At 62.7% G+C, this 20,962-nt stretch carries 17 protein-coding genes; 2 read left to right on the top strand and 15 right to left on the bottom strand.

All coding sequences use genetic code 11. The features are described 5' to 3' along the window. Positions 1–12: 12 nt before the first annotated feature. The gene (locus KI810_RS03410) at positions 13–336 is read left to right on the top strand and encodes a hypothetical protein (protein ID WP_214174056.1); all 324 of its coding nucleotides are present in this window, start codon (positions 13–15) and stop codon (positions 334–336) included. A gap of 70 nt (positions 337–406) precedes the next feature. Here the strand turns inward: KI810_RS03410 and KI810_RS03405 are convergent, their stop codons facing one another. From KI810_RS03405 to KI810_RS03390, 4 genes are all read right to left on the bottom strand, one after another. Continuing rightward, entirely contained in the window at positions 407–718 is a 312-nt protein-coding gene (locus KI810_RS03405; RefSeq protein WP_343213460.1) for a hypothetical protein, read from the bottom strand. Between the two features lie 8 nt (positions 719–726). Next, positions 727–1,224, bottom strand: a complete 498-nt coding sequence (locus KI810_RS03400; protein WP_214174054.1) for a ferritin-like domain-containing protein — start codon at positions 1,222–1,224, stop codon at positions 727–729. An 82-nt stretch (positions 1,225–1,306) separates the two neighbouring features. Then, on the bottom strand, positions 1,307–2,086 hold the full coding sequence (locus KI810_RS03395; RefSeq protein WP_214174053.1) for a tRNA threonylcarbamoyladenosine dehydratase: 780 nt from the start codon (positions 2,084–2,086) through the stop codon (positions 1,307–1,309). Between the two features lie 65 nt (positions 2,087–2,151). Then, entirely contained in the window at positions 2,152–3,015 is an 864-nt protein-coding gene (locus tag KI810_RS03390) for a TatD family hydrolase (protein WP_425513888.1), read from the bottom strand. A 231-nt stretch (positions 3,016–3,246) separates the two neighbouring features. Between KI810_RS03390 and KI810_RS03385 the strand changes: the two genes are divergently transcribed. Next, positions 3,247–4,830: a peptide chain release factor 3 gene (locus KI810_RS03385; protein WP_214174052.1), complete on the top strand. Its 1,584-nt coding sequence runs from the start codon at positions 3,247–3,249 to the stop codon at positions 4,828–4,830. A 185-nt stretch (positions 4,831–5,015) separates the two neighbouring features. Here KI810_RS03385 and KI810_RS03380 read toward each other — a convergent pair whose 3' ends face one another. From KI810_RS03380 to KI810_RS03330, 11 genes are all read right to left on the bottom strand, one after another. Next, positions 5,016–5,921, bottom strand: coding sequence for an AEC family transporter (locus KI810_RS03380; RefSeq protein WP_214174051.1), 906 nt, complete (start codon positions 5,919–5,921; stop codon positions 5,016–5,018). Next, the gene (locus tag KI810_RS03375; protein WP_246525131.1) at positions 5,921–7,051 is read right to left on the bottom strand and encodes an NADH:flavin oxidoreductase; all 1,131 of its coding nucleotides are present in this window, start codon (positions 7,049–7,051) and stop codon (positions 5,921–5,923) included. The genes KI810_RS03380 and KI810_RS03375 overlap by 1 nt, the downstream gene beginning before the upstream one ends. Positions 7,052–7,089: 38 nt before the next feature. After that, positions 7,090–8,523 carry a pyruvate kinase gene (pyk, locus tag KI810_RS03370; RefSeq protein WP_214174050.1) on the bottom strand — a complete coding sequence of 478 codons (1,434 nt, stop codon included), beginning with the start codon at positions 8,521–8,523 and terminating at the stop codon, positions 7,090–7,092. Positions 8,524–8,585: 62 nt separating this feature from the next. Beyond that, positions 8,586–8,918 (bottom strand): cytochrome C, encoded by a 333-nt coding sequence (locus KI810_RS03365; protein ID WP_214174049.1) that lies wholly within the window; start codon positions 8,916–8,918, stop codon positions 8,586–8,588. 97 nt (positions 8,919–9,015) lie between these two features. Further along, positions 9,016–10,581, bottom strand: a complete 1,566-nt coding sequence (locus KI810_RS03360) for a YiiX/YebB-like N1pC/P60 family cysteine hydrolase (protein WP_214174048.1) — start codon at positions 10,579–10,581, stop codon at positions 9,016–9,018. Between the two features lie 48 nt (positions 10,582–10,629). After that, a complete protein-coding gene (locus KI810_RS03355) occupies positions 10,630–11,214 on the bottom strand; it encodes a fused DSP-PTPase phosphatase/NAD kinase-like protein (protein WP_214174047.1) in 585 nt (194 codons plus the stop codon). Positions 11,215–11,329: 115 nt separating this feature from the next. Beyond that, the gene (locus tag KI810_RS03350) at positions 11,330–12,709 is read right to left on the bottom strand and encodes a DUF3999 domain-containing protein (RefSeq protein ID WP_214174046.1); all 1,380 of its coding nucleotides are present in this window, start codon (positions 12,707–12,709) and stop codon (positions 11,330–11,332) included. Further along, the gene (locus KI810_RS03345; protein WP_214174045.1) at positions 12,706–15,441 is read right to left on the bottom strand and encodes a DUF2339 domain-containing protein; all 2,736 of its coding nucleotides are present in this window, start codon (positions 15,439–15,441) and stop codon (positions 12,706–12,708) included. Before KI810_RS03345 ends, KI810_RS03350 begins: the two co-directional genes overlap by 4 nt. A 326-nt stretch (positions 15,442–15,767) precedes the next feature. Continuing rightward, positions 15,768–16,334, bottom strand: coding sequence for a hypothetical protein (locus KI810_RS03340; RefSeq protein WP_214174044.1), 567 nt, complete (start codon positions 16,332–16,334; stop codon positions 15,768–15,770). Positions 16,335–16,414: 80 nt separating this feature from the next. Continuing rightward, on the bottom strand, positions 16,415–19,804 hold the full coding sequence (locus KI810_RS03335; RefSeq protein WP_214174043.1) for an acyl-[ACP]--phospholipid O-acyltransferase: 3,390 nt from the start codon (positions 19,802–19,804) through the stop codon (positions 16,415–16,417). 148 nt (positions 19,805–19,952) lie between these two features. Then, positions 19,953–20,945: an amidohydrolase family protein gene (locus tag KI810_RS03330; protein ID WP_214174042.1), complete on the bottom strand. Its 993-nt coding sequence runs from the start codon at positions 20,943–20,945 to the stop codon at positions 19,953–19,955. Positions 20,946–20,962 lie beyond the last annotated feature (17 nt).

Raw genomic sequence — 20,962 nt, 5'->3', positions numbered from 1 at the left:
AGAGTACGAGCCATGTCCTTTTTTGCCAGGCTCCATTTTTCGTTGCTCATTATCCGCCATGCCCTGGTTCCCGGGCAATTTCTCTCCGAACCCCCTTCACCCGGCCAAACGGGCAATCCGTTCCCGTCCCCCCGGCCGGTGTCGGCAGTGGAACTGTCCTGGCTGCTTGCCAACCCCAGCGACGCCCTGAATGACGCCGGCAAGCTTTCCCTCCTTTTCCCCGGTGCGCTTCCCCTGGCTGCACCCTTTCTCCTTTTTCGCCTGAAGCGGCTGGGTTTCTCCGCCTGCCGTGTCACCGCCGACGGGAACGGACTCACCTTGACTGCCATGCGCTAGGAAATGTTCCCACGAAAAAGGGCGGCCGGGAAATTCCCGACCGCCCTCAATTTTCCGATGGCTGCGACGACTACTTGGCAACCGGCTTATCTCCGCCGGAAGGGGGACTGAACACCTTCTGCCCCTTGAAATGGCCCATCACCTGCCGCTCCTGCTCGGTAAGGAGGACCCCCTTCTGCTCCATCCGGCGCAGGATCTTGTCCATGTCCCTCTTCTCAGCAGCAGCCGCATCGATCCGCTGCCGGTTATGACAGACGAGGCACTTCTCCTCGATCACTTTCAACTCCTGCTGGCGCAGCTTCACTCCCCGTACGTCCTCGGCAGCGACCGTTCCGGCGAGGACCGCAAGCAGCATCGCCACAGGACCCAGTATATGACTCACGCGACCCATTATTCCCTCACGTAGATGTCCTGATCGGACTTGTCCACCATCTTCATCACATGCATATACTCGTCTTCGATCATGTCGTAGTGGTTCTGGGTCTCCTTGATCACCTGCTCGAACACCTTGCGGACCAGCGGATCGATGATGTCCTTGACCAGGATGGAGTACTGGTCGATGCACGCTTTCTCTTCCTTGAGGGCGATCTCCAGTGCCTTCTGCTCGTGAACGTTCTCGTCAATAGCCTTCTCCAGAGCCAGGTAGGTGGCCGACTTCTTGTCGGGAGGGGACTCCATGTAGCTCTTCAGGTCACCGAACTCGCTCCCCTTGTAATGGTCGAAGAACGCCTTCAGATGGCCGACCTCTTCGTTGGCCAGAAGGTCGAAGACCTTTTTTGCCCGCTCATTTTTGGTGGCCGCACCAGCACGGCGATAAAAATCCATGCTGTCCTTCTCTCCCTGAATGGCCAGCTTAAGCGCCTCCTGCATCGTGTATTCTTTTCCCATGATCCGTTCCTCCCCGCATAATTAATAACACTCCGATTTTGTAAAAAGTGTATCGGAAAATAAAACAGGGTCAACGGCGGGATTATTTATTTTTGACCTCCGCCAGAAGGTCATTGACTGCCACTCCGGCCATGGTAAGACCGAAGATGGAGGGAATAAAGGAGATGCTCCCGAGGATGACCCGCCGGTGTTCGCAGGAAAAACGCTGGTCGTCCTTGTTGGGACAGATGCAGTCTCCCTTGCAGCCGGCATCTTGCATCTTCGGCGCCCGGAACTCCTCCAGGGAATAGACCACCTTCACCCCCCGTTCGACCCCTTCCTTGCGCAGCAGTTTCCGCACCGACCGGGCCATCCGGCACTTGCTCGTTTCGGCGATGTCCCCCACCCGCACCAGGGTCGGGTCCAGTTTCATGGCCGCCCCCATGCTGGAGACGATGGAGATCCCCCGCCGTCGGCAGCTTGTGATGAGGTGGATCTTGCTGGTGAAGTGATCGATGGCATCGAGGACGTAGTCGTAGTGGTCCGCCAGAAGCAGGTCGCTGCTTTCCCCACTGTAGAACTCCCGGTGGGGAATGATCTCGGCAGCCGGGTTGATGCGGCGCAGGCGCTCCGCCATGACCTGGACCTTGGGGTGCCCGACGGTGCCGTCCATGGCATGGAGCTGGCGGTTCACGTTGGTGAGACAGATATCGTCGAAATCGACGAGGACGAGCCGGCCGACCCCCGCACGGCAGAGGGCCTCGGCGGCATAGCTCCCCACCCCCCCCAGGCCGAACAGGGCAACGGTGGAATTCTTCAGCTTTTCCAGCCCCTCGGGGCCGATGAGAATTTCAGTGCGGGAAAAACGATGCAGATTGGACATGATCGAAACCTTTTGCAGGGGCGCTGCTTGCCGCCCCAATGTTGAGAAATGTAATGGTCGCCGTACTATTGCAGCTTAAACACCTTCCGGGCATTGGCGGTCGTCACCGCCGCCACCTCCCCAAGGGGGACCCCCTTGATCTCCGCCACCCTCCTCGCGGTCTCCGGGAGAAAGGCCGGCTCATTGGGCCGCCCCCGATGCGGCTCCGGCGTCATGTCCGGGGCATCGGTCTCCAGGACAAGATGGTCAAGGGGAGTCCTGCGTACCACCTCGACCGGCCGGACGGCATTCCCGTAGGTGACCGTCCCGGCAATGGAGATGAGGAAGCCGAGACCAATGCACTCTGCGGCGATTTCCGGACTGCCGGAAAAGGCGTGCATCACCCCCCCGACCCGCCCGGCCCCCTCTTCCCGCAGGATACGAAGCAGGTCCTGAAAGGCCCGACGGCAATGGATCAGCACCGGCAGTCCGTGACGGATTGCCAGCCGGAGCTGGGCACGGAATGCCCGCTGCTGGGCGTCCCGTGATACATCGTACGTGTAGTCGAGACCGATCTCGCCGATTGCGACAGCCTTGCAGGCAAGCGTCTCCAACTGGTGCAGCTCCCCGTCACTGCATCGCTCCGCATGCATCGGATGGATGCCGGGAGACGCAAGGATGCGGGAATCACCGGCGGCAAGCGTCATGATGTCGTCCCATCCCTCCGGCGCCACCCCCGGCACGACGAAGCGCTCCACCCCTGCTGCGGCCGCTGCAGCCAGGACATTCCCGAGACGGTTACGAAGAGAGGGGTCGTCGAGATGACAGTGGGTGTCGATGAACATGAGAAAATGTACCATTTCGGGGCAAAAAAATGAAAGGGGTTTCTCTCGGGCAAACGGCAGTTTTCTGTTGCGATTTTGCCCCCCCCGTGTCATTATTTCTCTCACGGCGAAGACCTCCTCTTCGCCGTTCTTGTGTCTTCTACATCATGAAGGGTGAGTGCCTCGTGGAGCGAATGTGCCCGAGAGCCAGCCAATGTAGGCGAAATTGAGCAGAGCCGGCCGAATGGCCGGCGCGAAATAAGCCGTACAGCGGCAGTCGAGGGGACTCTGAGCGGAACGGGGCGCTCGCCCTTCACACACTCTTTACGATTCAAACGAAATAAATGGAGCAGAGCAGTGATCAAGCACAACCAGCAGGAAATCGACCGCCGGCGCACCTTCGCCATCATCAGCCACCCGGACGCGGGTAAGACCACCATCACCGAAAAACTCCTCCTGTTCGGCGGAGCCATCCAGCAGGCCGGCGAGGTCCGGGCTCGCAAGGCGGCCCGCCACGCCACCTCCGACTGGATGGAGATGGAAAAACAGCGGGGCATCTCCGTCACCTCGTCGGTCATGAAGTTCACCTACCGGGATTACGAGATCAATCTCCTGGACACCCCTGGTCACAACGACTTCTCCGAAGACACCTACCGCACCCTCACCGCCGTCGACTCGGTCCTCATGGTCATCGACTCGGTGAAGGGGGTTGAAAGCCAGACCAAGAAGCTCCTGGAGGTCTGCCGGCTCCGCCACACCCCGATCATGACCTTCATCAACAAGCTGGACCGGGAAGGGCGCGAGCCCCTCGATCTCCTGGACGACATCGAGAGCACCCTCAACATCCAGTGCGCCCCCATGACCTGGCCGGTGGGGATGGGAAAGCGATTCCGCGGCACTTACCACCTCTACAGCAAGGAACTGACCTTCTTCGATCCGGCGGCCGACCGCGGGACCGGCCAGATCGAGACGGTGAAGGGACTGGACGACCCGCGCCTCGACGAGCTTCTGGGCTCCCAGGTGGAGGAGCTCCGGAACGACGTGGAACTTCTGGAGGGGGCGGCCCACCCCTTCGAGCAGGAGGCGTACCTGGCAGGTCTGCAGACACCGGTCTTCTTCGGCAGCGCCATCAACACCTTCGGCGTGCAGCAACTCCTGGACACCTTCATCGAGCATGCTCCGGCGCCGCTTCCCCGTGAGACCGAGAGCCGGGTCGTTTCCCCTTACGAAGAACCGTTCTCCGGCTTCACCTTCAAGATCCAGGCGAACATGGACCCGGCCCACCGCGACCGGATCGCCTTCTTCCGGATCTGCTCCGGGAAGTTCACCCGCGGCATGAAGGTCCGGCACAACCGCCTCGGCCGGGAGGTGCAGATCGCCAACGCCACCATATTCATGGCCCAGGACCGGACCAACGTGGACGAGGCCTACCCCGGCGACATCATCGGCATCCACAACCACGGCACCATCAAGATCGGCGACACCTTTACCCAGGGTGAGGAGTTGAAGTACACCGGCATCCCCAACTTCGCGCCGGAGCACTTCCGCAAGGTACGGCTCCTCGACCCGATGAAATCAAAGGCCTTGGAGAAGGGGCTCGTCCAACTGGCCGAAGAGGGGACCACCCAGGTCTTCCGCCCCCTCATGGGGAGCGACTGGATAGTAGGCGCCGTGGGGCTCCTCCAGTTCGACGTGGTCATGCACCGCCTGGAGCACGAATACAACGTGAAGGCCACCTACGAGCCGGTCAGCTACGTCACCGCCCGCTGGGTAACCGGCGAGAAGAAGAAGCTGGAGGAGTTCGAAAAGAGAGAAGCCATGAACCTTTACCGGGACGGGGAAGGGAACCTCGCCTACCTGGCGGGGAGCCAGTGGCGGCTGGACAATACCATGGACAACTGGAAGGAGCTGCAGTTCCACGCCACACGTGAGCATAATTAGGGAAACAGTTCTTCAGGACATTTAAACGCAGATATACGCGGTGTTGAACCTTCAGAGGTTAACCCGAAAAGTTGTCCTGCAGATTTCCGCTGTATCAGTTTCAGCGTTAATCCGTCTTGATCCGCGTCATCCGCGTTCAATTGCCGTTTAAGCCCTCCACTTCGGAGGGCTTTTTCGTTGTCCCGCTACACCCCCCGCAGCAGCCACCACCAGACCGGCAGGGTGACGAAGGAGAGGGGAATGCCGATGCCGAGCATGAGGGTGACGAGGGGGGGATTGAGGTCGTGGTCCACGGCGATGATCCCTGCCGTGATCATGGGGGCCATGGCCGCCTCGAAAAGGGTGACCTGCATCACCGTGCCGCTTCCCCCGAAAAGACCGACGAACAGAAGGGTGAGGAGGGCGGGACCGAGGACCAGCTTGTAGAGGAGACCGAGGGAGAGGGGCTTGAGCTCCCCCCGGATGTGGCTCAGGCGGAGCTGGAAGCCAACGGAGGCAAGGGCCAGGGGGGTAAGGGTGTCCCCCAGCTTCTGCAGGATGAGGGGGAGCCAGTCGGGAAAGGGGACAGGGATGAGGAGAAAGGCGAGGACCAGCGCCTGGAACGGAGGGAAGAGGAGTATCTTCCGCGCCATAAGGCGGGGGGAGAGATCTCCGGAGGAGTAGACCGTCGCCACCACGATGCCGAGGGTGGAAAGGACGAGAAAGGACCCGAGCTGGTCGGCGATGAGCCCGATCCCGAGGAATTCCTTGCCGTAGTAGGCCTCGATCATGGGAAGCCCGACGAAGGAGGTGTTCCCCAGCCCCCCCACGAGCATGAGGGCGCCGGTGGTACCCCGGGAAAGACCCGCCAGTCTGCCGATAGCCCGGAAAAAGAGAACGCCGGCGCCGAACAGGCACCAGGCCATGGCCGCGGTATAAAGGAGGGACGTATCCAGGTGGAGCCGGTGGATATGGAGGAGCGCCAGGGCAGGGAGGGAGATGTGGATGATGAAGCCGTTCAGAACCGCAGGGGTGGCTGTCGGAAAGCGGCCGGTCTTCTGGAGAAAGATGCCGGCACCGAAACAGACGACGAGCAGTATCACATTGACCATTACAGCGACGTTCCCCTGCTCTCCCGCTCGATCTTGTCCACCACGCAGTAAATCCCGCCGCTTTTCAGCCCCGGCTTGAAGCAGCCGTTGCAGGAGATACAGCGGGCGCGGGATTCGTCACCCCCCTGCCAGCGGCGGGGAAGGCCCGGCTCGCGGATGAAGGGGCGCGCCATGGAGACGTAGTCCGCCTCCTCCCGCCGGACGATCCCCTCGACGATCCCGTAGGAGCGGAGCCCACCCACCACCATGACCGGGCAGGAGACCGTCTGCTTGATCCGGTAGGCGAGGGAGAGGTTGTAGGCCTCCTGCTCCCGGGTCTCGATCCCCTGCCGGACCGGCGTCTCCTCACCGGAGGCGGGGGTGCCACCACTCACCTCGATGGCATCGACCCCCTCCTCGTCCAGGAGGCGGGCCGCCACCAGCGCGTCGTCCAGCGTGAGTCCGCCGGCAAGGTTGTCGGCACCGTTGAGCTTGACCAGCACCGGGAATTCCTTGCCCACCGCCCGCCGGACGCTCCGGTAGACTTCCATGAGGAAACGGCAGCGGTCTTCCACGCTTCCGCCGTAAGTATCCGTCCGCCGGTTGGTGAGGGGGGAGAGGAACTGGTTGATGAGATAGCCATGGGAGGCATGGAGCTGGACAGCATCGAAGCCGTATTCTTTGGCCCGGCAAGCCCCTTCGGCGAAAAGCGCCACCAGTTCAGCGATGTCGTCACAAGAGAGCTCGGCCGGTTCCTCCGGATACTGGTCCACCTTGATTGCCGATGGTGCCACCGGCTGCGTGCCGATGGCCTTGGAGCTCGTCTGCCCCCCCACGTGGACCATCTGGAGACAGAGCTTCCCCCCCTCCTTATGGACCGCATCGGTAAGGGCGAGCATGTCGGTGGCGAAACTGTCCGTATGGATGCCGAGCTGGCCGGGAAGCTGTTTGCCGTCGGGGCGGATAAAGGCGTAGCCGGTGATGATGAGACCGACTCCTCCCCGTGCCAGGGTACCGTAGTAGGCGGCGAGCTTCGCCGTCGGCCGGCCGTCATCCTCGCACATCCCCTCCCAGGTGGCGGAGCGGACCAGCCGGTTCTGCAGCAGCATGCCGTTGAGCCTGGTTTCGTCGAACAGTTTTCTCATAGCCATTTTCTCCCCTATGGCCGCCAGCAGCCCGGAGGTCCTGCTCACATACAGGAACCCTCTCCCAGCTTGTGCACCTTGATCAGGTTGGTCGAGCCCCGCAGTTCGATCGGCACCCCCATGGTGATAACTACCACGTCCCCCATCTTGAAACCGGCAGCCAGCAGGGTCTCTTCCACGGCCTCGATCTGCTGGTCCGTTCCCGACATGCTCCCGACATGGAAGGTCTGCACCCCCCAGTAGAGGGCCAGACGCTGCTCGATCTCCAGGAAGGGGGTGAAGGCGAAAATCGGCAGCTGGGGACGGAACTTGGAGATAAGAGCGGCGGTACTCCCCGACTGGGTGAAGACCACCAATGCCCGGGCCTTCAGGGTCGCCGCGGCGTGGCAAGCCGCCTCCGCCACCGCCTCGGCAATGCTGTACCGACGCGCCCCCGAACCGGCAGGGGGGAGGACCAGGCCGGTGCTCTCCACGTCCCGGGCCACCCTGACCATGGTCCGGACCGCCTCAACCGGGAACTGTCCCGAGGCGGTCTCGCCGGAGAGCATGACCCCGTCGGTGCCGTCGAGGATGGCGTTGGCCACGTCGGAGGTCTCGGCACGGGTCGGCCGCGGATGGTTGATCATCGATTCCAGCATCTGGGTGGCGGTGATGACCGGCTTGCCGGCGGCGTTGCAGGCCTGGATGATCTTCTTCTGGATGAGGGGAACCCGTTCCGCCTCGATCTCCACCCCCAGGTCCCCCCGGGCCACCATCACCCCGTCGGTCACCTTGAGGATCGCCTTGAAGTTGCGAAGCGCCTCGGGCTTCTCGATCTTGGCAATGACCGGAGTGGACAGACCGCGGTCGGCGATGATCTGCTTCAACTCTTCCACGTCGGAGCTCTTCCGGACGAAGGAGAGGGCGAGATAGTCAACCCCGTGCTCAAGGCAGAACTCCAGGTCGATCCGGTCCTTGGGGGTAAGGGAAGGGCTGGAGACGTTGACGCCGGGGAGGTTTATCCCCTTCAGGTCCTTGAGGGTCCCCCCCTCCACCACCGTGCAGTGGACAGTGTTGCCGGTCACCGACTGCACCTTCAGCTCGATGAGACCGTCGTCCATGAGGATGCGCGACCCCGGCTTCACATCCTGGGGAAGTGGCTTGTAGATGGTGGAGATGAGCCCCGGTCGGCCGACCACCTCGTCCGTGGTGATGTCGAGGCGATCACCCTTGAGCAGTTGGATGGCGCCGTTCTCCATCCGGCCGGTCCGGATCTTCGGCCCCTGGAGATCGGCCAGGATTGCCACGGCCTTGCCGAGACGTCCGGAAATGCTCCGGACCACAGCGATGATCTCCGCCTTGTCCTTGTTGGCACCGTGGGAAAAGTTGAGCCGGAAGACGTCCACGCCCGACACGATCAACTGCTCGATCATGGCCGGTGCGGCGCTGGAGGGACCAATGGTCGCAATGATCTTGGTTCTGCGATTGTTTTTTTGCATGAAATGACAACCTGTTGATGTGGGATGGCGCCTGACGCGAAGCTGTGGGCTCCGCCGACCGTTTAATGGTGGAAGCGTCCTTTCCGGCCCGTATGGGCGGGAGTGGGAGACTTGTGGCATTCGAAGCAGGCAAGTTCCTCCACCTTGCGCAGTTCAAGGGCGGAGGCGGGACGCGAGGGCTGGGGCATGGTCTGCTGGGCGGTCTGGAAATACTCCCCTCCCCGCTCGTCGGAAAGCATGGGCGCCTTGTAGGCAACCTGCCAGTTGGCGCTGATGGGTACCGTATGGCACTGGTCGCACCCCCCGGGAGGCGGGATGGTCTTCCATGCCGTAAACATGGCGCAGCCGGAAATACAGGTAACGGCCCCGAGCAGGATAAGGGCAAACGGTTTCATGATGGGCACTCCTTGACGGAAAAGAGATACAGAAAGGCTTCTGGGGAACATCGGTGGAGAAATCATACCACAACGGCAGGGCAAAACAACCCGGTAATCACCGCAGACTGTTGAACGACACCTGCTTTCCGTTCGCCATCCCCATCAACTCCGCCATCCGGGCCGTCGGCGTCTCGTTTACCCGTTTGCCGTCATGGTAGAAGGTGACAAGCTGGAGGGTCCCCTCCCGGGTCACCTTCTTCGCCACATCATCGGGGGTGAAGGTGGTCCGGCCGAGGGATTTCTTGGTGGGCCAGTCCATGCCGCCATAGCAGAGATAGACCAGCTTGGAACAGTAGACCCGCTCCTTCGACTCCACGTCGAAATTGAAATCGTACGGTTTCCCCACCTGCCGCAGGGCCTGGATGATGGTCCGGGCCCGCTCCTCCCTGCCGCTGGCGGGCTTGCGCAGGATGCCGATGCTGTCGATGTTGAGGAAGTGGTCCAGGCTGTTCATCTCCACCCCGGAGCGGAGCGCCTCCACCACCAGTCTGCCGGAGCGGATATCTTCGTGATGGCTGGCCACCACCGGGTTATTCCATATTCCCAGTTCCTTCAACTCCCCTTCCGTGCCGATCCAGACCGCCGCATGCCCCCAGTAGCCGGGGATGAGCTTGTCCGTCAGCCGGAAGGGGGTCTTCTCCAGCAGAATGTCCCCCGCCCGGAGGGAACCCTTCACCTCACCCAGTACCTCCTTCCGGCCGTAGAGCTTCCCCTTGCGGGTCTCCACCAGACCGACCGCATTGCCGAAAACCATGCTGAAGAGACTCACCCCGTCCCGCTCCAAGCCGGTCACGGTATCACTGGTCACGGCGCCGAGGAAGCCGAGCTTGCGGCCCACGATGTAGAAGGGGGACCACTCCTTGACCATTGAGAAAGAAGGACTCTGGGCGATGAGGGTATTCACGTAGGACATCCCGGGGGTTTCGGTGAGTCCCTGCTTGCCCGCCTCCTGTTCGTAGAATTTGATCGCCTTGCGCACCCTGTTCCGGTTGACGATGGAGTTGTAGTTGAGGGTAACCCTGGCCAGGGCCGCGCTGTTCACCGCGTACCCCGGGTCCCGCTCGTTGAGCAACCGCCGCAGTTTGCCGTCCCCTTCGAAGAGGGACACCGCCAGCAGGTAGTTGTCGTAGAGGACGAGGGCCGCGGAAAGGGAAAGCATTACCCCTTTGAGACGGGTCTCCGGGGTTATGCCGAGAGCGTCAAGCTCCTTGCCAGATGCGTCAAGCCAGCACTCATGGGATTCCGCCACGGCCAGGAGCTCCTCGCGAAGCGCCAGGTGCTGGACAATGCCCTGGTTGAGGAGATCCAGGTCATCTCCCGACAGGGGTTTCCCTTGTTCCATCTTCTCCTTTACGCTCTTCCCTACCTTGATGGTTTCCGCACGCAGGGCCAGAGCATGTTCCGCCAGAGTCCGGAAATTGATGATCTCGTTGTTCAGCGAGGCTTCGATGGCCGCCCGGCCGGCACCGTGGGCAGTGACGAGGTGGCCGGGGCAACCTTCCGGCGCCCCTTTCTTCGTCCCGGACCGGGCCAATTCCCGCAGGGAGCCGGATACAGCGGGACCGGGGAGGGAGAGGGCAATGACGAGCAGGCAGGCGATGGAAGGGGTGAAAAATTTCATGGATATAGTCTCCGTACGCAAAATCTCATAGGGGGCGTGCCCCCGCACCTACCTCTTCGTGGTGTCCTGGGCGTAATTCCTGATGAACTTTTTGAAGTTCACCCAGACGTCGTTGAAGCCGAAAGACTGCATCTCAGTCTCCGCGTCCTTCAAGGACCACCCTTCCACCTTCATCCGGTAGGCGGCAGCGACGATACCGGTCCGGTCCTGGCCATGACGGCAATGGATGAAGACCGGCTGGTTGGCCGGGTCGGCCATGAGTGCCACCACCCGGTCCACCTTCTCCCTGAGGCCGTCACGGGACATCTCGATAGGGACGGCGATAGCCCGCATTCCCGCCTCTTCCACCTGCCGCCGTTCGTTGTCGGTGGTGCGGAAGTCGATGACGGTCCTGATCCCCATCTTCTTCAGGGTCCCATACCCCTCCGCCCCCGGCTGCGCCCCCCGGTAGATCCCCGGTGCGATCCTCCCCACGTTGGAGAGTCCCGGCAGGTTGTAGATCCGCTCGGAGATGCGGGCACTTTCGGGGAGGTGGACGGCGGAAGGAGAGACGACTCCGTTGCCGGCAAGGATCGGGGATGGTGCCATGAAGGCGACCAGGATGACTGCAACGCCGTTAATAGCCATTTTCATCGTTGTACACCTCCCCGGAAGCAGACCATGGCAAAGATACTGTGATTAACGCGCAAAGACAACCGGTTTTCCGGGGAGGACTCGTAAAATTCGGGCGCACTCCTATGCCTGCGCATCATTGCGGGCGGTCCTCTCTGCCCATCTCCCGCCGCAACCGCCACGCCATCCCGGCCAGCAGCGCCACACCAAGGGTGAGAATTCCCCAGAGGAACAGCTTTTTCCAGGTAGTCGGGGGAATGCGGGTACGAAGGGCTTCTTTCCCGCCAAGCTCCTGGCGGGGGCCGACACTGGCTGGCGCAGGCATGAGCCGTTCCCGTTGGTCTTTGCGGAGCCCTGTCTGCAGCGCGTCGTCCCCGAGGGGAGAGAGACCGTCTCTGCCGCTGCCGTAGGCGAGGAGGAACGGTGCAGGGCCACGGGCAACGAAAACGAGCCGGTGGGGAATCCAGCCGATCTCCACCTGGGGACGCCCCGTGCCGATGCCGCCGCCATCCTGCTCGACCCGCACAAGCCAGTAACGGTCGGCACACGCGGTAAATGACGTGGGGGGACTGGCCAGTTCACCGCCTCCCTGGTTAAGCTGGTAGAGAAGCGCCGATTGCCGGAATGCCCAGGGGGACTTGTCGTTTGGGCGGGAGTAGATGCAGGCCCGCACCAGGGTATTGGTTTCCGGAAACCGGACCCGGAGGCGGTCCACCGGCAGCTGCCCGCCGGTATCGAAGTGGTAGTCGCCGGCCCGCTCCCTGCCCGGAACGGTGGCCAGGGGACGCCACTGCCGGTTCGGTTCGGCGGTTGCGGTGGACAGTCGGACAGCCGCACCGTCGAGTCGAGGCGCCTCCTGTTGCGGCGTAAGAGTGAGCCGGAAATACTTTGACCTGATGGGAGTAAATTCCACCGTCCGCTGTTCCAGGACGTCCCCCTTCTGCCGGAGGCTTGCTACGGGTGCAATGGCGAGGGTTTTCCAGTTCTGGAGGTCATCACTGGCAGCAACCGTTACCATGCCGAGGTAATTGCGGGACGGAGTTTCCCACTCAAACTCCATCCCCGCCACCTGCTGTTCAAGTGAAGATGCATCGACGATGTAGACGGCCGGCGGTTTCTCCCCCGCAGTTGCCTGGCTGGTGTTCAGAGTGATGATGGTGCCGTTCCGGTCGGTCCTGGCGTGGAGCGCCATACCCCCAGCGTTCCCGATCGATGCAGCCTTCACCGGAAAGAGCCGCAAAGGCCGGGTAATAACAGGCACTGGCGGAGGTGCGAGAGCTGGCAGGAGGATGGCGGGAACCAGTTCACCGTTGTTGTTGAAGACGCGAATATCGGCCAGGCCCGGCTGCCGTGACCAGAGATAGACATCGACCGGAAGGGACAGTTCGTGGAGCGCCTCGTTTTCGGTGGTTATCAGCGACTGCCCCCAGGCGAAATCCCGCGGGGCAGGTGAATCGGCCAGGACGGTCGTTGCCGTGGCGAGAAAGAGAATTGATCCGAGGACCAGCCGTTTCATGCCCCACCCCCTTCCCCGGTACGCGGTGGAACCGGCGCGAACCAGTCGATGACCAGGAGGAGGATGCCGACCACCACGAAGGAGACAATCCGCTCCACGGTACCGCTGCTTGCCAGATCGACGAGAAAGAGCTTCCCCACCACGGCGGCGAGAAGACCGGCTCCCGTGCCCCAGAGGCCACGGAGGGTGCGCCGGGTGGCCATGGTCATGACCACCAGCGCCAGAAGGCTCCAGAAGATGGAGAGGGCCGCCTGGACGAGCATGGAGTGGAAAAGGGCGTGGGTGGTGAACGGTATCCCTCCCCAGTGATGGATGGTGCGGAGCAGGATGGCGTTGAGCCAGATGAAGCCGGTGGCGGCAAAGAGCGTCCGCAGGGCACCGTGGGGAAGGTCGGCGTACATGGTGTCAGCTTTTTGGTACCAGGCTGCCAGCGTGAACAGCACCAGAGCGGTGGCACAGTCGAGAGGATTGAGAAACGGCAGATAGGGAAGCGGCCAGGGATTCCCCCCATTGGTGAGGTTGACGCCGATGACCCAGAGCCAAGCACACAGCACAAGCGGACCGGTCCCGAGTCCGAAATAGGCGCCGTAATGCCGCGCAACCGGCCAATTGATGGCTTCGCCCCGGCGGATGACCATGAGCGCCAGCAGTGAAGGGACCACTCCCCAGGCGGTCAAGGCCCAGGTCGCCATTCCCGGCAGCCGGCAGCCGATCTGCCAATGGAGTTCCCACGCGCCAAGGGCTGCCAGAAGCCAGAGGGCGGCTGCGTGGAAGCTGCCGAAGAGGGAGTAGCGTTCTTCCTGGTTCCACAGAATGGCGTAGAGCACGACGAAAGCAAGGGGCCAGGCGAAGTATCCCCCCTCCCCCGCCGGATGTGCCACGCCGGTCAGCAGCTGCACCGCGGCAAAGACGACCATGGCCGGCAGAAGCCCCAGGAAGGGGACATCCAGGAGAGGCCAGGCGAGGCGGGGACGGATAAGCTGGCAGCTGCCGCAGGAAAGCGCAATGAAGGTGAGGAAGCAGCCGAAGCGGACGTCGGCAGGCAGATGACGGTCGATTTCATGGAGACCGCTGCCGAACCACCAGACCATCCCCCAGGCAAACAGCAGCGTGCCGACACCGGCTTCCCACGAATCGAGCCGGTGGTTCTGGCGATAGAGCTGGTATGCGGAGAAGAGGGAGGCGCCGCTCAGCATGAGGCAGCCGGTATAGAAACCGTTCAGCACCGGCCAACTGCCGGTCGGGCTCCCCGCATCGGCCAAGAATGCCACGCCGGAGCCGATGAGGAGCAGGTAGCCGAAGCCTCGTGCCATCAGCCTTTCCTGTCGCAACCCTGCCCAGACGAGGGCCGCGCCCTCCACTCCCCAGGCCGCGGCGGTCCATCTCCCATCGAAGGCGAGCGGAATGGCCAGGGTGGCAAAGACGATGCCGAAGGCGAGGAAGGCGTCGCAGAAGGGGCGCATGGTATGGGGGGCCAGGCGGAAAAGGACGAGGGCGAGCCCCAGGTAGAAGAGGCCGAGGACAAAGGAGCTCCAGGCCAGGCCGAATTCAAAGTTGTTCACCAGCCCGGCCTGGAGGGCGAAGGCGACGATGGGGGTGCCGAACACCAGGGTGCCGTCAAGGTATCCCTTCAATGCCGGTTGCTGCCGCCGGGCAAAAAGGATCGCCACGCCGGTGTAGACAAGAAAGAAGAGGATGAGGAACGGCTCCACCGCAGCAAAGTACTCCGGTCGGTAATACCGTCCCCCCCATGCCGCACTGACGATGAAGGTGAAGACGAAACCGAGCAGGTTGAGGCTGCGCCAGGCACGGTACCGGGCAATGCCGATGATACCCGCATTAAGGACCAGGTAGTAGCTGAAGAGCATTGTTGGGCTGTCGCTCCCGACGGAGGCAAGCTCGGGAGCGAGGAAGCCGCCGGCGGTACCGAGTACCGCCAGAGGGGAAGAATCCTGCATGACCGCCAGCATGGCGGCGAGCGCGCAGATCGTCACCAGGAAGAAAAAGCCGGCCATGGTGGGAACGAGATGGTAGAGCCGCATGGCCGCGAAGGTGGTCAGGTAGAGGATGCCGACCCCGCCCCCCTGGATGACCTGGGCATAGGCAGCGCGGCGGTTGCGCAGGTGCCAGCCGGTGGCGACAAGGACACAGCCGCCAAGGGCAGCAGACGCCAGCCGCAGCTCCAGCGGAAACATGCCGTGCTGAGCGGCGTATTTGACGAGGAACGAAACGCCGAAAAAGAGAATGACCACGCCGACCTTCACCAGCAGGTTCTCACCGCTGAAGAGACGCCCCAACAGGTCACTGACGGGATTTGACGGATGTGGCTCACAACGGGGAGGAACCGGCTCTTCCACCCTCTGGAACACGAAATCCGTCTGGGCCGTTTCTTCCCGATGCGAAACCGTTACCGCCGAAGGAGCGGTTTCCCTGGCCGGGGAGGGGGATTCGCCTGAGGTCGCAACCTGCAGGGTGGCGACGGGTGTCTCAGGTGCGCTGCCGGACGATGACGGATGGGCGGATTGCGGCGCCGCCGGCCTGGAAAACTCATCGGCTCCTGGTTTCACGAGCTTCCGCAGACGTACGACATCGTTCTCCAGTTCCGCCAGCCGCTCCCCCATCCCTGCCAGCTCCCCCAACAGGTAACCGATCACAGCCCCGCCGACCATACCTCCCCATTTTCCCAGGAACCCGCCGATGAGGGCGCCGATGATGATAGAGACCGGGTTCATACGTCCTCCGTCTGTCGGCTATCAAGAATGACGACCAGCGTGACGAGGAGGACCAGCGGAATAACGGCAACGGCCAGTCTGGGAAAAAAGCTTTCCATGATTCCCTCCCTGTTGCGGCATTGTGGCTTCTGAATCCACTATGGCAGGGAGCGTGCCAAAGACGGGCAGGTGATGGTACTACGCGGATATCATTGGCATTATCGTGGGGGAGTGTGAACCAGGGAGGATATGGGCCGGAACGTGATATGCATTTGATGCACATAGAATGTACGTGTTATGTCCCTACACAATGCGACCCGGTCGATGAAGAAGATAGTCGGATTACGCTACCAGAGCTTCGGCAGCAGGGAGCCTGCCTCCTGAAAGGGGCCGAGGGGGTTCTTCACATCCCTCTCCGCCTCGATCATCGGTTCGCCGCTCCAGAGTTTTTCGACGACAATATCGTCAACGACGACAAACAGCACCCTGAATCTCCATCCCGTCTCCTTTGACTTTCTTCTGAAATTAAGGATATCGAGCAAGAGATTGCCGTGCCGCTTGCTCCGGATGTTCTTCGGCTCCAGCACATATCCCCGGCAGCCGTTTTTTGCCTGGAGACACTTCCGGAAACCTTCTGCAAGCTCTTCCTTTCCGATGGTCTGGGTGGCCTGGGCGATATCCACGTAGTTGAGGATCCGCACGTTCGGCGTCGAATAGACGTTGAACCCGATGTCCCGGAGCTGGGCCACGTTCGTACTGTTGGGAACGACCCGGTCGTAGGCGGCCTTGGCCTCGTCGAAGCTCTTCCAGGGAGAACGGGTCTCATCCTTTCCGGAGGGGAGAAGGGAGGCGCAGCCGGAAACGACGCCGATGGCAATCAGGAAGGCACCAAGTATCAGGACATTCGATTTCATCAACCACATCCTTTGCAACATGGCGTTACGGTAGTACCAAGTCTAAATCCTTTGCGCATCAAGTCAAACCATCCAGGGACCTACTCCCCCAGCGCCGCCAGGGCAATCTCCCTGATCCCCTTCAGGTCGAGCTTGCCGGTCCCGAGAACCGGCAACGCCTCCACCTCCAGGTAGCACTCCTTCCCCGGCTTCCAGAGGTTGGGAAGCGAACTCTCTCCCATGAGCCGGTGCAGGCTCGCGCTATCCGTAATCCCTTTCGTATAGAGGACCACCAGCCGCTCTCCCCGCTTCTCGTCGGGGATGGAGGTGACCGCAACTACCTGCTGCTCCCCCAGCCGGGCGTGCAGTTCGTCCTCCACCGCCCCGTGGGAGACCATCTCCCCGCCGATCTTGCTGAAGCGGGACAACCGGTCGGTAATCCGGAGAAAGCCGTCCTGATCCATGACGCCGATATCGCCGGTGACGTACCAGCCGTCCCTGACCACCTCGGCGGTCTTGTCCGGGCGATTCAGGTAGCCGAGCATGACGTTCGGCCCCTTGACCAGCACGAGTCCCGCCTCCCCCGGGGGAAGGATTGCACCGCTCTCCGGATCGACCACCCTGAGCGCCACCCCCGGGATCGGGTGGCCGACGCTCCCCTCCTTCACCCCCTTCTGCCGCACCCCGTCGATCTCCACGTCCGGCAGGCTCAGGGTGATGACCGGCGACAGTTCGGTGGCGCCGTACCCCTCCAGGGGGCGGATGCCGAACTTTTCCTGGAAGGAGTCGGCCACCCTTGCCTTCAGCTTCTCGGCGCCGGTGATGACAAGGCGCAGGGTGGCGAAGTCCTCCTTCTTTGCCCGCCGCAGGTAGGCAAGGAGGAAGGTGGGGGTAGCAATGAGGAGGGTGGAGCCGTGTTCCCGGACCACCCGCGCGATGGTCTCGCCGTCAAGGGGATTGGGGTGATAGGCGGCGGAGAAGCCGGAGACCAGCGGCAGCCAGAGGGTGCCGGTGAACCCCAGGGAGTGGAAAAAGGGGAGCGCCGAGCAGATGTTGTCGCGGGGGGAGACCCGGAACACCATCCGGAGCGCCTCCAGGTTGGACTGGATATTGTGGTGGGAGAGCACCACCCCCTTGGGCTCACCGGTGCTGCCTGAGGAAAAGATGATGGTGGCGACGCTGTCTGCGGAAAAGGCTTCCGTACTGACCAGGGCTTTGCGCGGCAGGAAGCGGGCCTTGAGCCAGGCAACCCGCTTCTCACCCGGCGTGGTTCCTGCCATGATCTCCTCCAAGAAAACCATCCCCTCCAGTTCGGGGAGAGAGCCGAGCCTTTCCAGGAAGGCCCGGGAGGTAACGATGGCACGGATGCCACACTGCTCCACTGCCGAACGGATACCCTCGGGAGATGCCGTGTAGTTGAGGTTGACCGGCACTTTCCCCATCATGGTTACGGCGATGTTCGCCAGAGCCCCCCCCGCCGACGGGGGGAGGAGGAGGCCGACCTTATCCTGGCCGGCGACAAGACCGTCCAGCTTCCCGGCCATGAGAACCGCCCCGGTCAACGCCTCGCCATAACGGAGTACCTTCCCCCCCGTGTCGGAGATGGCGTGCCGGCTCCAGTTACCTCGCGCAGATTCAACGAACTGCTCCGCGAGGGAGCGGCGCCGCGGCTTGCGCGACTCGAACCAGGCGCAGGAAAGCTCCATGACCGACTGCCGGACGTCCGTCGCCGCCCTCTCCGCCGGGAGGGGTGCGCCGAAGATGATGGTCATCCGGTAGGGGAAGAGGGTCGGCCAGCGTGAGAGAAGCCGGCCATGGGCATAGGAGAGGATGCTCCCCCAGGCACCGCCGATGTAGACCGGGATGATCGGATAGTCGGTCCCCTTGACGATCCGTTCGAAGCCCCCCTTGAATTCGCCGAGCATCCCGCTCCGGGTGATGGCCCCCTCGGCGAAGATGCAGACCAGATACCCTTCATCCAGTGCCGCGCGGGCGGTGGCAATGAATTCCACCAACCCCTTGCGGCCGTCTTTCGACGAGACGGGGATGACCCGCATCAGCCGGCAGAGCTGTTTCAGCACCGGCGTTTCATAGATCTGCCGGTCCATGACGAAGCGGATGCGCCGCTGCTGGGTGGCGATGAGAAGGAGGGCATCCACCCAGGAGACATGGTTGGCGACCAGAAGCGCCGGACCTTCGCTCGGCACGAAGCGGCCGTCGACGACCCTGATCCGGTAGCAGACCCGCATCACCATGAGGGCGACGAAACGAAGGAGGAAGTCGGGAAGCACCCGGAGGGTGATGAGGGAGAGGACCATGGTGATGCAGGCGAGCACCGTGAAGCACCCGCCCGGCGAGACACCGAGGGGGCCGGAGAGAAACCAGAGGAGCCCCGAGGCGAGGAGCACCCCGACCCAGCTGAGAAAGCTGGATGCAGCCTGTATCTCCCCCCGCCGGTCGGCGGGGCTACGGAGCTGGATGAAGGCCTGGAGCGGGACGATGAAGAGCCCTGCGGAGATGCCGAACAGGAAAACCAGGAGGAGCACGAACGGAAGGGCGGCCGGTGCGGCATGAAGGGCAAAAGCGCAGAGGGTAAGGCCGACCGCGCCGATGGGAACCACGCCGAATTCGACGGTCCGCCCGGACAGGCGCCCGGCAAGAAGCGAACCGAGACCGATGCCGAAGGCGGCGGCCAGGAACAGGTAGCCGCTCTCCTCCTGGCTGAGGCCGAGACGGGCCATGCCGTAAGGGAGGAGATTCAGCTGGCAGAAAGCGCCGACAAAGAGAAAATAGGCCGCCCCCAGCACCGTGAGGAGGAGGTAACCATCACCGCGCAGGTCCCGGAGGGTACGGAAATAGCTGGTCGGCATGACCGTAAGTCGCCGGCCGGGGCCGGCCGTGGCGGTCGGGGGAAGGGAAAGGGCAAGCAGCAGGCCGGCGCCGGCAACCACGACGCCGGCCAAGGAAGCCAGGCCGTGACGGCCGCCACTCGCCTGAACCAGGAAAGGTGCCAGTGCGGTGCCGCCGATGATCGCCATGAACGAGAACATCTCCAGGCGGCTGTTGGCCAGGGAGAGCTCCTCCCGTTCCACGAGCTCGGGGACGATGCCGTATTTGGCCGGCGCCAGCAGGGCACTGTGGGTACCAAGGAGAAAGACCGTCAGATAGAGCAGCGGGGAGACCCCTAAATACAGGCCGGCACCGGCCAGCAGGGCGATGCCGACCTCCAGGAGCTTGACGCCGACGATGACCCGCTGTTTCGGGTAGCGATCGGCCAGGGAGCCGGCCAGGGCGGAGAAGACGAGAAAGGGGGCGACGAAGGCGGCGCTGCCGATGGCGGCGATGGTACCGGCTGCTGCCGGGCCCTGCCGGCCGACAAGAAAAAAGACGATGATCAACTTGATCAGGTTGTCGTTCAGCGCCCCCAGGGCCTGGGCCAGGTTCAGGCGGTTGAAGACGCCGGGAGCGGTTACCGGTACGGTTGTATTCATGCAGTAACTCCTGTCGAAAGGCAATCGGTCACGGAATCGACGGAATCATCCGATAACGGCGGATGACACCTGACCCCTGGTTTCAAAATCCGCTTTGATCCCTTTTTCAGATTCGATCCGTGTTCCATTCTTTTTTTGTTTGTGCCTCTCACCGGAGGAGTGGCCTCAAGAGTTTCGCCGTATTGCCGAATACCTCTGCCGGCACCCCCAACGCCTCTTTGAGGAGCACGTCCCGGTCCCAGGGATTCTTCTCGGCGAGAATCCGGGCAAGGGTGGGGGGGGGCAGCCGATAGGCGTGGAACCAGGGGGAGGTTATGCCGGTGGTGATAAGCGGCATGTCGGTACCGTAGAGGAGCCGCCCGTGCAACTCCTCGTACTTCAGCAGCCGGGAGAGCTGTCCGAGCCGGTTTACCTGGGTCAGGGCGGAGATGTCGGCATGGAGATTGGGAAACTCCGCACAGAGCCTTAGAAAACGCCGGTGGTTCGGCTCCCCCCCGTTCCTGCCGTTACTCGCTGCGTGGGCGGCAATGACCGTCACCCCTTCCTGGAGGGGGAGGCGGAGACGCTCCGGGTCTCCCAGTTCATCCCGCGACCGGGTGAAGGAGCTCTCCTCGCCGGTGTGGGTCAAAAGGGGCAGCTCCAGCTCCCGGAGCCGGCGGTAGAACGGGACGAGCCGCCGATCGGCCGGATCGATATGCTGGATGGAGGGGAGCCACTTGACGAGCACCGCCCCCTCGGCATGGACCCGCTCCAGCCGCTCCAGGGCATCGCCCCGGCAGGGGTTGACGCTCGCCCCGAAGAGGAGGTTGGGATGGCAGCGCACCGCAGCGGCGATGAATTCGTTGGGGATATAGATTTCGGTCTGGCCCCGCTCCAGCTCCCCCCTCTCGTCAACCACGCCGTCCATGGCCAGGACCACGGCGGCTGCGACCCGGCGCGACCCGGCGAGAGTCCGGGAGAGGCGGCGCGGTATCAGGCCATCCCCCTCGCGGAGCAGTTCCGCCTGGGTTATGCCGAAGGCCCTGAGATAGATCCGGTATTTCCAGCTTCGCTGCAGACCGGGAGAGACGAAACAGCCGCTCCCCCCCGCTCCGATACCGGCGGTGTGGCAGTGCATGTCGATGATGGGAAAGTCGGTCATGAATTCCAGCTCCTCGG

This window comes from Geomobilimonas luticola (genome assembly GCF_018476905.1).
GTDB classification, from domain to species: Bacteria; Desulfobacterota; Desulfuromonadia; order Geobacterales; family Geobacteraceae; genus Geomobilimonas; species Geomobilimonas luticola.
This window is presented reverse-complemented; position numbering and strand designations above follow the sequence as displayed.

What these genes read in the sequence shown, in the direction of transcription:
- KI810_RS03410 (WP_214174056.1), top strand. Translation starts at nt 13, where the DNA reads ATGTCCTTTTTTGCCAGGCTCCATTTTTCGTTGCTCATTATCCGCCAT.
- KI810_RS03400 (WP_214174054.1), bottom strand. Translation starts at nt 1,224, where the DNA reads ATGGGAAAAGAATACACGATGCAGGAGGCGCTTAAGCTGGCCATTCAG.
- KI810_RS03395 (WP_214174053.1), bottom strand. Translation starts at nt 2,086, where the DNA reads ATGTCCAATCTGCATCGTTTTTCCCGCACTGAAATTCTCATCGGCCCC.
- KI810_RS03380 (WP_214174051.1), bottom strand. Translation starts at nt 5,921, where the DNA reads ATGGTCAATGTGATACTGCTCGTCGTCTGTTTCGGTGCCGGCATCTTT.
- KI810_RS03375 (WP_246525131.1), bottom strand. Translation starts at nt 7,051, where the DNA reads ATGGCTATGAGAAAACTGTTCGACGAAACCAGGCTCAACGGCATGCTG.
- pyk (WP_214174050.1), bottom strand. Translation starts at nt 8,523, where the DNA reads ATGCAAAAAAACAATCGCAGAACCAAGATCATTGCGACCATTGGTCCC.
- KI810_RS03365 (WP_214174049.1), bottom strand. Translation starts at nt 8,918, where the DNA reads ATGAAACCGTTTGCCCTTATCCTGCTCGGGGCCGTTACCTGTATTTCC.
- KI810_RS03360 (WP_214174048.1), bottom strand. Translation starts at nt 10,581, where the DNA reads ATGAAATTTTTCACCCCTTCCATCGCCTGCCTGCTCGTCATTGCCCTC.
- KI810_RS03355 (WP_214174047.1), bottom strand. Translation starts at nt 11,214, where the DNA reads ATGAAAATGGCTATTAACGGCGTTGCAGTCATCCTGGTCGCCTTCATG.
- KI810_RS03350 (WP_214174046.1), bottom strand. Translation starts at nt 12,709, where the DNA reads ATGAAACGGCTGGTCCTCGGATCAATTCTCTTTCTCGCCACGGCAACG.
- KI810_RS03345 (WP_214174045.1), bottom strand. Translation starts at nt 15,441, where the DNA reads ATGAACCCGGTCTCTATCATCATCGGCGCCCTCATCGGCGGGTTCCTG.
- KI810_RS03340 (WP_214174044.1), bottom strand. Translation starts at nt 16,334, where the DNA reads ATGAAATCGAATGTCCTGATACTTGGTGCCTTCCTGATTGCCATCGGC.
- KI810_RS03335 (WP_214174043.1), bottom strand. Translation starts at nt 19,804, where the DNA reads ATGAATACAACCGTACCGGTAACCGCTCCCGGCGTCTTCAACCGCCTG.
- KI810_RS03330 (WP_214174042.1), bottom strand. Translation starts at nt 20,945, where the DNA reads ATGACCGACTTTCCCATCATCGACATGCACTGCCACACCGCCGGTATC.